7 protein-coding genes are annotated in these 13,783 nt (G+C 37.7%); all 7 read right to left on the bottom strand.

Features of this window, described 5'->3' with window-relative positions; genetic code table 11:
• Positions 1 to 4: 4 nt before the first annotated feature.
• Positions 5 to 1,930, bottom strand: coding sequence for a hypothetical protein (locus B2727_RS00035; protein ID WP_291345684.1), 1,926 nt, complete (start codon positions 1,928 to 1,930; stop codon positions 5 to 7).
• 69 nt (positions 1,931 to 1,999) lie between these two features.
• Positions 2,000 to 4,510, bottom strand: a complete 2,511-nt coding sequence (locus B2727_RS00030) for a hypothetical protein (RefSeq protein WP_291345682.1) — start codon at positions 4,508 to 4,510, stop codon at positions 2,000 to 2,002.
• A gap of 1 nt (position 4,511) precedes the next feature.
• Positions 4,512 to 5,852, bottom strand: a complete 1,341-nt coding sequence (locus tag B2727_RS00025; RefSeq protein WP_291345680.1) for a hypothetical protein — start codon at positions 5,850 to 5,852, stop codon at positions 4,512 to 4,514.
• Entirely contained in the window at positions 5,849 to 8,428 is a 2,580-nt protein-coding gene (locus tag B2727_RS00020; RefSeq protein WP_291345678.1) for a hypothetical protein, read from the bottom strand. The genes B2727_RS00025 and B2727_RS00020 overlap by 4 nt, the downstream gene beginning before the upstream one ends.
• A 3-nt stretch (positions 8,429 to 8,431) precedes the next feature.
• Complete coding sequence (locus B2727_RS00015) at positions 8,432 to 9,007, bottom strand: hypothetical protein (RefSeq protein ID WP_291345676.1); 576 nt, start codon at positions 9,005 to 9,007, stop codon at positions 8,432 to 8,434.
• 30 nt (positions 9,008 to 9,037) lie between these two features.
• Positions 9,038 to 10,261, bottom strand: coding sequence for a hypothetical protein (locus B2727_RS00010; RefSeq protein ID WP_291345674.1), 1,224 nt, complete (start codon positions 10,259 to 10,261; stop codon positions 9,038 to 9,040).
• A partial coding sequence (locus tag B2727_RS00005; RefSeq protein WP_291345672.1) for a hypothetical protein occupies positions 10,261 to 13,783 on the bottom strand: 3,523 nt, incomplete at its 5' end. The genes B2727_RS00010 and B2727_RS00005, both read right to left, overlap by 1 nt.

Below are 13,783 nucleotides of genomic sequence, written 5' to 3'. Positions count from 1 at the left end.
CTTTTTAAATAGCTTCCCATGAAGATTGACTATTTGGGTCACCCCCCTTAAATCTATAACCACCCTGAACCTGTCCTACTTTTGGGCCATTACTGGTTTGATTATTAATTTGAGTATTTACGAACTGCTGAGTCTGAGTGTCAAATAATTGTTGTGGCTGATTAATCAAACCACTTTCTTTATCATAAACTTGACCACCACCCACAGTCATATAACGGTCTTTACCAGTGTCTGCTTTATTACCTGTATAACGGTTAATTTTTTCTTGAATAGATTTACGATCTTCATCTGATTTCGCAGAATCATATTGTTCATACAATTTCTCTAATCGTGCTGAGTTACGAATACCAAAACCTTTCTCAGTGGCATTAAGATTAAATTCACGATTAGCCAAATCATTGGTAGCTTGGAACTTTTGTGCATCAAAGCCTAAATTTGCATTAAATCGGTTGTTGGTACCTTGCTCACCTAGTTCTGTACGATAATTCTGTCCAGCTTGCCCCATGGCTTCACGCTGTAAAGCAGCAACATTATTTGCATCAGTCGTATAACGTTGATTTGCACGATTATCCTCACCTTGCTGTAAATCAGATAAAGTACGGACTTGATTAGCAGTTAATCCTCTTGCACCTGCAATTGGTGTGCTTGCTGCACGAATTACAGATTGACGTTCAGCTTCCTGTGCATCATTACGTTGAGGTGCTTGCACAGGGTTATTGCCATAACCTCGCATACCCAAGCCTAAATTCAATTCACGTTGAGCGATTGCATTTTGAATCTGTTGTTCAGTTGGTCCCATTTCTTGAGTATTGGCAAATAAATTTGCCACCCCACGAGGGTCATTCACTGGTCTTACTTTAAATCCTAATCCTTCCCCTTCTCGAATACCATCTGCTCGAGCTTGTGCAGCTGCACCAGGATTAGCGTAGCTAAAACTATTTCCTTTTTGCTGGATAGCATAAGGGTTAGAGTTCTGTACAGAGTTTGATGGAGTTTGAACTTCTTGTTGTGCTGGTGTTTGTGTTGTAGCTGATGTTTTGGTATTTCCAAATGGATTATCTACTACAGCATTTGGATTATTTTGTTTAGCATTAAATTCAGGTTGAGCTGCTTTTGCTTCACTTGCAATGCGTTGTTTATCAGCATAGAACCGCCCAGCCTGTCCAAATGTTAACGCATTCCCCAAGTCTGAAGCATAACCTAATGCACGAACACCAAAATCTTTAGCAAATCCTTTTGCTGTACCTAAATCTTCAGGTGACTGATCACCAAAACCAAAACGTTCTCGATAATCCTCACTTGGTGTAGCAGCATTTGCAAATAGAGAGGATGCAGCACCTAAGTAACCAACACCTTTTACAAGCTTGCTATTGTTGACAAAGTTTCTTATACCTCCGCCAAAACCCCCACCTTGTGTTGGTGCTGGATTAACTGGACTTGCTGATGGTGAGCTGGTTGTTGAAGGTGTAGTTGATGTTGCTGGAAGTTGACGATTTACTGGTGTGACATCACGCATTTGTGGACCACCAATTCTATTTTGTTGTGCACGACGAATATCATCTGCACTTGGATAAACACTTGGTACCAAGCCACCATTAGCAAAAAATAACTCAGGTTTATTTTGACCAGGCTTAAAACCCAATTGAGGTTGATCAACAGGCATATGCGTCTGATCTTTCATGGCATCAAGTGTTTGCACACCCACCGAATGAACTTGGTCAGGCGAGAGTTGGAATTCACCGTTACTGAGATTAACTGGCGTGGGATTCCCCATATTTTTTAAATTATTGGTACCAATCTGCTGAGTAGAATCAGCAGGCATAATATAACTACCTGCTGGAACATTTTTTTTAACATCATCAGAAGTGCCCGTACCTGCACCTTGAATCAGTCCACTTTCATCTTTTGGGCGTTTTTTTAAGCCGTACATGACACTTATTCCAATATAAATATCATGTATGGTTAATCAATCTAAGCTATGGGCGTTAGCCTTACAGGGTTAGTACGAGTAATTGTGACTTGTGCTAGTGCTTGTACTTTCTGAAACACTGCCACCAATTGAAGCATTTGCACCAATACTTGCGGAAATATGCATAGCTGACATTGCACCTGCAGCCAATTGAGATGAAAACTGCCCCACTGCTTTGGCTGCTTCTAATGCAAGCTGTGCTTTTTGTATCGCATTTTGCATCTTGGCTTCATACTCTTTTAACTGCATTTCTGAAAATGCAATATTGGTACGAACATTCATATCTGCGTACCTTGCTTTCGTTTCAGCATTTGCAATCTGAGTACGAAGTAGCATGTCATTATATCGTGACTGAGTTTCCGCAAATGCAATATTGGTTCGGCTGTTCATATCAGCATAACGTGCTTGCATCTCAGCATTTGAAATAGAAACTCGTGACTTAGATTCAATATAACGGTTATAAACATCTGCATTCGCAATCGTCGTTCTTAAACTTAGGTCTGCATAACGTGAGTGTGCTTCTGATACTGCAATCGCTGTACGTGATTTCATATCAGCAAACCTAGCCAATGACTCACTATTGGCAATACCAACACGCATACGCATTTCAGCAAACTTGGCTTGTGCATCTGCAAATGAGATTTTAGTCCGTGATATTGAGTCAATAACGCTTGCTTGAGTATTTACTCTGGATGTTTCAACGTCGGCTTGTGCTTTAAATAACTCTACTTGTGAATTAAATGCTGATGTATTACTTTGAACAACACCCATTTTTGCATCAATTTCCGCCTTGTACGCTTCAATATTTGCTTGATATTCAGATATTTTCACACGTGCAGCTTCGAGGTTGAGTTCAATCTGTTTAGATTTAACATTGGCTTTAGCAGATACGCCATCTACAGTTGCTGCATACATACGAGCAAGCGATTCATACATGGATGCCTTGGAAGTTTCAGCCTTAATTTGGGAATCATATGCTTCGACTTTAAGCTTTTCAGCTCCAATCTGTTCAGAATATGCTTGAACCTCTGATTTATATGCATCAAATTTAGTCGCAATCAATCCAGCTCGTGCAGTCGCACCTTGAACCAATGCTTTATATACCTCAACATTGGTCATAACCGCTTCAATTTTAGCTTTAAAAACATCAACTTTTTGTTGGTTGAGTTGCCCAATAACTGCCTGTGCATCAAGCATTGCTTTGTAGGCACTGATCCGTGAAATAGTTGCATCAATTTTAGTTTTATAAACTGTGATCAAACTCTCAAATGCAGAATTTTGAGCATTAAAAATACTAATCTGAGCATTTAGCACACTGATTTTACTGTCAATTTGAAACTTAACCAGTTCCATGGTGTTAGAAACATAAGCAAGCCACATATCTTGCTTCATTTTTTCCAAAGCCATACCTTGCTCAGTCAGGAAACGGATATGCTCAAGCTGTTTATCAAAAGACTGAATTAAAATATCACGATTTAAATCCGCAATAGCGAGTTTACCTTGATCACGAATGTCGCTGACCTGCTTTGCCAACATCCCTTGTGGCATTGAAAAACCACGACTTGCCCACTCGGTAACAGCTTCTTGTACTGCTCGTTCAGTTTCTCGACTGGTACGTTCTCTTGCTCGATTAAATAATGATTGCTCAACCGCTGCTGGTAAACCAAGTCCAGTATGGCTTCCATCCAACCATGAACGGATTTCCAATACCAATGGCTTAATTGCACTCTCAGCATTAAAAGCATAATAGTCTTGCTTAACAACTGTGCTTGCTTCAGAAATCAAAGCATCAATATTGTCTGGGATTGTAATATTGAATTCAGGTGGTTTATCTTCAAATACAGGAATTTCTTCATATTTGAAATCGGGCAATTGAATTTTTTCCATTACATCCATTTCTGGAATGACAATTGTTGGTGCACTAGGCATTTCAACATCGTCATTAATTTCAGGTCTTAATGGAACCGAAATTACATCCATACTAGGTGCTGTGGGTAAATTTAAAATTGGTGCTTCAGGAGTTGCTGGTAATTCCAGATCACTTAAATCTAAATCCTTTATTAAATCACTTAAATTAATTTTGTCTGGTAAGGCACCTGCATCAAAATTTTGCACATCAAAGGTTGGTGCAGTGGGTAAGTTAATTGCTGTATCAAACTCAGGGATCATTGATGCATTAATAAAATCAGGTGTAGATAAATCCTCTGAAAAAATAGGCGCATCAGGAATATTAATGTTTAACCCTGTAAACTCAGGACTAATCATTTCCCTAGGTTGCTGAATATCAAGATCAATGACAGGTGGTACTGGACGCTCAATATTCAATTCAGGAGCTTTCAAACCATTTAATGGTTCAAACCCTGACTCACTAGGTTTAGCTAAATTGGAAGGTGGGGTAATTTCCGCAACAGAAATTTCAGTAAGATTACCCAAAGCTTCTGATACATCATTTGCATAAGTATTTACTTTTCGCTCAAAATAATCGAGTTTTTCAGTGACTTCTTTCGTCACAATATCAATCTGAGGAACTGTAACTGTCATTTTAAACTCTCCGTTTGGTAGCAGATATATCAATATTTAAATCATTGATATAACCATGTTCACCAGATATTTTGATTTCAAATGCAAAGTGACGACCACGTAAACCACGCCCAAATAAAACACGGCCATTGGTCAAGTAGTCGGCTTTTTCTGTAGGTAGTAAATAATAGAAGGTTTGCTTTGTGCCACTTTGCGTAGTGCTTACACCAACTTCAACCTTTTTGGAATTTCCAGATAATTCATATTCAAGATAAGCACCCAATGGATGAACCAACTGTCCTTGGCCTAAATCTAATTGTCCTGTTACCAATTTTGCTTCGATAAGTTCATTGGCATCCAGTTGATGCACACCATCTTCAGCAACACCATAGAGCACGCCATTAATCACAGCTAATTCACTAAAACCATAATCTTGGTAACGGCTCATTGCCCATGTATCAACATTTGCTGTCCATGCATAGCCATATTGTTTTTCTTTTGCATGATCATCTTCAACAAAAATAAGGTCGTTAATTAATTGCTTGGCAATATTTTTCCCTTGATTAAAATCAAATGCCGTTACTGTTTCATTAATTTTTTCTTGTGATTTGCGCTGTTGCTTTGACAACTCATTAATATTGATTGTATCAATGACACGTTGTTTTGCTTTTATACGCTGACGATATTGTTCTGAGTAAGTCACATGATCCACAATAAAATCAGAATATCGAGTGATACAACTGTCTTTTGCCTTCAGTGTTTCTGCAATCACTGATCGTGATAGTTTTTTAAGTCTATAATTTTCTTGATAAATAATCTGCTCAGTTGTAAAAGCTCGTAATTTAGACTTTAAAGAAGTATCTAAAATATCAAGATCATCAGCAATTGAATCTTTAAAACGAGCAATTGCCTTAAAATTCTCTTTAATTTTTAAAGCTTCATTTAATTTTGAAAAACTATATTTTTTAGTATTGAGGTTTTCACCAATTAACAATTGCTCAATATTTATATTTCGTTGTTTATCTTTTTGTGCTGATGTAGAGCTAATATTATCTTGAATCAACGATTTAGCACGTAGGCGATTTTTAAAACCATCAGAAACGATAATTTGATCATGGATAAAATCTACATGGCGTTTACGACCTATAATATGATCAGTCACATTGATTTCATCTTTGACAGGAAAAATAGCAGAATCAACCAATTCATCTGTAATTAAAACAACATCACCAGATAGCACGGAAAGCCGATATAGTGAATCTTCTCGGATTCTGATCACTTCTTCCGTGACTGCTTTGGACTTCCCTATTGTATTATTGGAATACGCAATGGTTTCCTGAATATCATCACGATATAAAGTCATTCGTTAATTACTCCAATAAAATGATATGCGGACTTATGTTCAACTAAACTGCTGTACCCCCATTTATAGCGAAGGTTATTCTGATCTGTTTCAGATATGTTGGCATATTCACTATTGCCAAATACAACCTTACAGGCATCTCTGTAAAATACATTTCCATATTCATCTGGTGAAATATAAAAATACCATTCTTGTGGTATTTGACTATTTACTTGAACAGGCGTTTCACTTATATCGAAGTACAGTGAACCTGTTGTGTTGCTAGGCTCCGTATTTGATATTGAATACTCTTTGACTTTTGGAGCCCCCCCACCACCAGAATGATTCCATTGATTTGTATCAGGATGGATTAACCAAGTAATGTCATAAGGCAAACCAGGTAACCAACTTCCCTGATCCGCAAAGTCGGAATATTCCGAAGGATTATATTGTTCTATTTCTACCCAAACTGGATTCCCATTCACAGGATATGGTTTACCTGTTTGTTTATTCAGTGGCGTATTCCATGCAAATACAAAGTCATATGTCCAATATCTATAAGTTGTTGGGTCTTGCATTGCATATAAATTTAATGATTCAGATTTTGTAATTCCTATTACTGTATTTTTTTTAGCTAAAGCTGCTGAGTTACGTGTCAAATATGGAATACAGATAGCCAAATTTATCGCTTCCGATTCAGTTCGATTTGTCTTTGTTAGATGCGTGTAATAGCGATTACGCCATAGATCACCAGACATTGCATAAAAATGTACAAAACTAAAAAAAGGCTTACTATCAAAACCTTTATCTTCACCTTTGATTGTTGTCGTTGTTACAACAGGTGAAAATACCTCTCTAAAATCAAAATCAGTGGTATAGAAATAACCTTGCGGTGATGAACTTCCCGATGTTTCTGTTTGTTCCCATGAACCCACTGTCATCATAGGTTCGTAGTTACTCTCTATTTGCTTTTGATAGCCACGCCAATCTACAAAATATTTGATAACTTTTAAATTATTGCCTACATAATAGCCATGCATGATGGTGTCACAATTTGGTTTATCTTTTGGTACTGCATATGCACCAAAATCGAATGAGACACATCCCCCCATTTCAACCACAGGAAATTTAATTTGTGGTTGAAATTCTGGTTTTGCATTGTGATATAAAAATCCTTTTGCTACTTGTGAAATATTTCCGTTGAGTGATGCAATTGGTTCTAACTCTAGGTTATCCCAATAATTTACATCATTCTGTGTTACCCCAAGAGGATCGTATTGACTGATCAAAGCACGTTGAAAAACATCATCAGCATCAACTCGTCGCAATTTATAAAGGATCGCTAAAGTTTTCTGATCGCCTTTGGGTAAAATTTCATAAAGTTTGGATAAATATTGTGAGATAACCCTAGCTTTCTCACCTGTAATTTTAACTGCTTTTAACCAACCCTGATTTTCAGTAGGTGCGAATTCACAGCGTAATTTATATGCCACACCTACCGCAATTCCATCTTCACCATAAGTATAAGCCGTATTAAAACCTTCAGAGCCTGTTAAGTTAAGTGACCAACCACATGCAGGTGAATAATACATATGTGAATAAAAATCTGCTGTATCACAGACTTTAATCATCACACCTGCTCTACGCCATGCTTCAAAGTCCTCACCTGTTGGAAATCCTTCGCCACTTGGCATAGCACCAAAACGATTTAAAATATTCAAAATTTCTTCATCACCCATTTCTTCAATATATTCACGAAATGTTTGTGTTGCAGTAACTGGAACGATAGGCATCGGCATAGCAAAAACGCCATTTGATCTAATTCTTATTAGCCATGGTTTATTTGTTGTATCAAAAACAACACCATTTGTACTATGAAATTTATAGTCATATTGAAATGCCCCATCTAGCGGTGGAATACCACTATATGCTGGCAACCGTATACCCTCGATTTCCTGAGCTATACGTTCCATATATTTTTCAGGTATTTGAATTCGTGATTTTTCAAATGGTAGATCAGGCAGATTGTTAAAATCTTGTCTTCCGTAACCACCAACAATTTGCATGACCTCAGCCATTGCTCCGCTATACCAAGTAGGACGTTGTTGCACGTATTGTGTAGTAATGAAGTCACTAAAATTATTTTGAGGTATAAATTCAGGTACAGTCTGAGCATTAGGTTCAATAATAAATCGCTGTAAATGTAATTCTTTATTGGGTAATGCGTCATTAGAATAATTGATTAAACGCCTACGGCATTGTTCTGTAATTTTAAAGCCAACCCCTTCCTCTTTTCTTATTCTTGCTTTTGTAATCACACCACTATAGAGCATTGGTACATAGATTTTTGCCAAACCATCTGGTTCAAACTCATCTAATAATAGCTCTTTGTGAGCAATCGCTTTTAACATTCCGCCCATATCTTGCAATATGACGTAACCGCCATCAGGCAAGTCTTTGACCTGCCTAACGTTCTCTAAATTTGAAATGGCTTTCTGATTACTTAATTTTTTAAGCTGATGATCAATGAATAAATTATCTTTTTCAGTGAGTTCACCATTGATCACCAAAAGCCCATAGGGACGTGGACTATGCATCGGTTACGCTGCAGTAAAACTCAGACGATAACCGATCTCATATTCATCGCCATCTTGGAATACACGAACTGCGGTGTATTTTGATGCTGAAATTAAGGTACCTGTTGTACCACCTTTCGTACTATTGGTTAACATCGCAGCACCTGTCACTGTAAGTTGTGAAGATGTTGCAATAGTCACTTTAGCTACTGTATTGAAGTTATCAATTGAATTGGTTGTTGTATTTTGTGGTGTCCATTGTGGACGTGTTGCAGATGTATAACCTTCGGTCATACTCACAATTTCAGCTGCAACAGATGCAAAGTTTGCTGCTGTCCAATTCGCTGCTGGTGCTGTTGCACCACTGAACAATGCAAGGTAGTAACCTGCAGGTTTCGCAGTTGTGCCCATTGCAACATTGAGCAAATGTACAATACCTTCATTAACCACTAGGTTATGGGTTGTTTGCCACTCACCACCGTTAATACGGTCAAAATATTCACCTTGAGCCAAAATTCCCTGTTTTGGAAAATAAATGCCTTGCTCAGTGATCTGATAGTTTTCCGCTTTTAAATCATTCGCCAATTCTTTCGTGTTCATCATTAGATACCATGTAAGTAAACAATGACATCACGTTACAATGGTTGTAACCCTTCTCCCTAGCCTTACAGACCTACCAGACTTTGCAGTGATTCCTTTTAATATGCCAGCTTGTAACTCAATAATCTGACCACTCGATGTTCCAAGAATATAACCATTCTCTGCTAGCCATAATGCAGTTGTATTACCGCCTTGTGATATATCAGAACCAATATCATTATTATCAATTTCAATTACACTATCAGGTACTGGCGCATGAGAAGTTTTGGACTGAAATGTCATTTCTGATGGATTTGTTCCAGTAAGAAAAACCACATGCGTGACTTGGCCAACCCAAATACCATTATCAACAGGTAAGATGAAAGTAATACGCTGAGGCATAACAACAAAACCAAATTTTTCATCATGAAGATGGTATGCCATTGGCTCAGAAAATCTGAGTATGTTTTTATCTGCTATAAGCAAATGACCTTGCCAATATTTCATATATCGACCTGTTGGCATAGGTGACAAACCTTTAAACCGAGCTGTCATACCTAAATCTAAACTACCAAGCGTAATAACAGGAGTATTAATTGGATAGTCTGAATGGAACAATAGCTCACCGCCATTGCGATCTGTAATATAAATTCGTACATGCGTAACAGATGAATCAAAACAGTATGGTAAGTTTATCTGAATACTTGCATGTGCCTGATCATCAAGATTGCTATTCGACTGGAGTTCTATTTGATCAGACGCAACTTGTGATAAAGCTGATTCTTGTTGATCACGTAGCCATGAAATTGCCAAACTGTAAGTTCCACTTTTTAGCGAACCGCCACTGCTTTGCATTGTTAACATTGGCATTGCAGGCGTATCAATGGTTAATGGATGAATAGTTTTTCCATTATATGTCCACAAGCCTAATTCACTTGCAATATAAACCCGATTATTGATGACCTCATAGCAGAGCTCAGTATGACCAATTTTTCCTAATACCTCAGGTTGCCATGTTTGTGCATCTAATTTAACGAACTCAGTATCCAATGTGGCAAACACATCATGATGTAAAGGACTTTGCCAAATGTTCTGAAACTTCAAAGGTGAAACTTGCTTTGAGCCTTGTCGTAATTTAACTCGACCAGTATCCGTAATATCAAGATTCACTGCATCACGTAAATATAACTTCGGTGAGTCTCCACCTTGCTGTAATCCATCATCTGCAACCACATTATTGATGCCTGCAAGTGGGAATAATTTTAAAGCTGCCACTAAAATGCCCCTTTTCTGTACTGATCTGCATTTCCATCAGGTCGAATATAATGTACTGCTGGCTTTATATTAGGCACTGCTATGAATAAGGCATCAACACCCACAGGCTTGATAAACAGTTTCGGTTTAGGCAACTCTTGACGAATAACTCTCATACGTTTATCGAATTGTGTGTAGTCATACTCCATCACAAAACTTTCAAAGCCTTGTGCTTCAATATTTCTGACTTTTAAAGAAATAAAGGTATTCCCAAATACTTGATTTTCAAAACCTCCATAATTTCCATTAATCAATTCACCAACACGTAGACCCTGCCACATGAAAGGTGTGTCACCACTTTTTCGAGTCCCCATTTGTAGATGATTACTACCAATAGCTTTGATTGTACGATTAAAAAAATCCACTATAGGTCGGTTCAATGCTGGAGAATTGAGACCATTTGGTTTAATAAAAAATGCACCGCCATAAGGAATACTTAATGAAGGCCGTCCAAAGCTCTGCATATTATTGGAATCAAACTGTTCTACACGTTGATCAAAGGGACCAACAACATGAAATCCAATTCGCTGACTTCTAAATCCAAAATTTTTAAGATTGATGTAACGTCGTTTTAAATCAACTTTATGACCATTACCAAAACTACTTTGATTCCCTAAACCAACTGATAGCTTTCTATGCTGTAAAGTTATTGTGGTTCGACCAAAGACCTCGCCAGGTTGTCGGTTACCATAATCACTATTTACAAAATGTAAATCTCTTGACTCATGGTTCTGTCTTGCCTGTGCAGGTGACTCCATCACTGCATAAATTGTGTGAGGTGATAACCTAGGTTTTGAAACGATCATCGAGTCACCTAAAGAAGGTACTGTGACATTTCTATTTTTTAGCCCTACAAAGTGATTGCCAATCGTCAATTCTTGCAAACCAGGCTGCACCAAAATTCCATTGGATTGTGTGTAATGACTACCATAAAGACTAGCGATAAAACCCTTTGGAAATATCACATTCGTTTTAACATTAGGCACAGATACTTGGTCTTTAGGCAAACTGATACCATGTCCATCATTTTGTTTACCATCTATTTCTACTGCATCAAGCCAAATGTATTGCGGATAATAAGGTGGAACACCTGTCTTAGTTACGGTATGTCTAGGTATCGCCCATTGAGTAAACCCACTCACTGAAAATTGTCGATCCCTAAATGCTATCTCACTTCTACCCCATACAACTGTTTCACTACCTAAATGTAATAGATCACGCCATTGTGTACGGATACTAGCTTGTCCAAATTCTTCACTATTACGACCTCTAGTACCTAATTCTGGTGTAAGATTTTTAACTGTTGGTGTGCCATAAGCATCTCTCAGTGTCCAACGAGGAGTAATGATATTCCAGTGAATACTTAATGATGGACTTCCAAAAGCTTGGTAATCATCGAATCGACCTACTTCTTCGATATATCGAGTGTGCAAATCAATGCGATGAATTGGTATATAAGGTGGGGTAATGGCATAGCGTTGTTCAAATTTTAAGGCCCTGATTCGATCAGCAATCATGGGCTTGCCAAACTCAAGACTTTCAAAATTACCAATACGATTGAAATATCTTCTGGTATTCAGAATAGCCCCTATACCAAAGGCATCAGCTTTAAAACCTTTTTGAGCAATAACGGGTGAAGCATTGTAAATCACTGACCAACTACTCATATAAGGTGGTTCCATACCTTGTAGTTTTAATTTTCGTATTCGATCAGCAATCATTGCCTGACCAAAAACTAATGCATTCAATCCGTTTGGAGACAATAAGCGGGCTTTGTTTTCAGTATTAGGTTCACCAATGCGTGCAAAATTACTCCCTATAGCACCAATTGTTTTGTTTCGATTCTCAATACTTGTCCAACCCGTCCATTTAGGTGGGACTAAACCACTATCACCATCGTAAAATTGAACAATATATTGTCTTAAATTCCAAAATTTATGTGTACCAAAACGATGACTACCCTCTTGACCGTTTGTCAAAAAGCCATTTGGTTTAATATATTTCTTCCATAAATCAATTGCAGATATGCCAAAGGGATTGATGAAACCTTGCGGGTAAATCAACTGACTTTCAGGAATGATTCGACTACCAAATCGTGTTGCAACATATCCAAAAGGTTGAATATTTTGTGTTCCACCAACACGATGGTTAGCAATTTTAGGGTAATCAATAGATATGGGTGCGAGTGACCGCACGCCATAAGATAGCCATGAATTATCCCCAAATGATGAGTGTGTTGAACCCTTTGCTAATAATACTCTGCGTCCATGTTCTACACGTGGCGTACCGTAACCGTCATTAAAGATGCCTGTTGGCTTTAAATACCTTGTAAAGTGCCAAACATTTATTTCACCAAACAATAAAGACTCACGCCCAAACCCTGCATAAATAGAACGAGTCTTATGCGAAATCCATGTAGAGCCAAAAATATTTTGATTAATTCCACTAGGTTTTAATTCTGGTGGCTTAGTAAGTATATGTGTACCAAATTTAGGTTGATAAAACCCACTTGGCTTAATGGTACGAATGCGATAACCAATTGCTGCATTTAATCCAGTAAAGCTGTTAATCCCAATAGGTGCAATAGATGGCGTTTTATTGCGTATTGCACTGCTACCAAAGTTTTGATTATCCAATCCATTAGGAACTATATTTCTTAGATTGCTTTCAACAACACCCCAATCACTGAAAGATTGTGCATATAAACCCGATACTTTAATTATTCTTCTGGTATTTCTTATTGAAGTATCACCAAAAATACCGCCAGCTATTACAGTATTTACACCTGTCACCCCAATTTTTTGAGTAGGATCAAATACTTTCGGATAGCCTGAATTGAAAGCATCTATATAGCTTGGCCCTAAGTATCGTGGACTATGTGAAATCCAGGTGATACCGTAGCTATCAGTAGTAAAACCTTTTGGTGATGGATTGCGCTGTATCCATGCGACACCAAATGACCAAGCTAAAATACCAGTTGGATACAAAATACGCGGTGATACATTAGGGCTTGGTACATCGAGTGATGGTATTCCGCTTAACTCTATATATTGATTGGCTTTAGTATTAACTACTTCGGGGTTTGTTAATACATTTGAATCAAATCCAGTCGGTGTTACATATTTAACACCACCTTGTAAATATGCATCACCATATAAAGCCGCATTAATTCCACTACCATTTAAATTTAAATATTGACGTAGATTGTATGCAGTAGGGTAGCCATATTGTGATGCGACAAATGAGATTAACGATATACTTTGATTTTTATTTTTTAATACAGCTACACCGAAAGTGTTATTAAAAAATCCACCAGTCTGCACCTGTTGGCGCGTGTTGTACCCTTTTGCAATACCATAAAGCGAGCTATCAAACCCATTGGCTATAATATGTTGGGTATACGAAACATTTACATTACCAAAAACTAAGGATGTTAAACCAATGACATTGACAGATTGAGTGTCACCACCAGCATTTTCATCA

It is taken from the genome of Acinetobacter sp. UBA991 (assembly GCF_002292065.1).
In the GTDB taxonomy this organism is placed as follows: Bacteria; Pseudomonadota; Gammaproteobacteria; order Pseudomonadales; family Moraxellaceae; genus Acinetobacter; species Acinetobacter higginsii.
The sequence above is the reverse complement of the archived record's forward strand: the minus strand, read 5'-3'. Positions and strand labels throughout refer to the sequence as shown.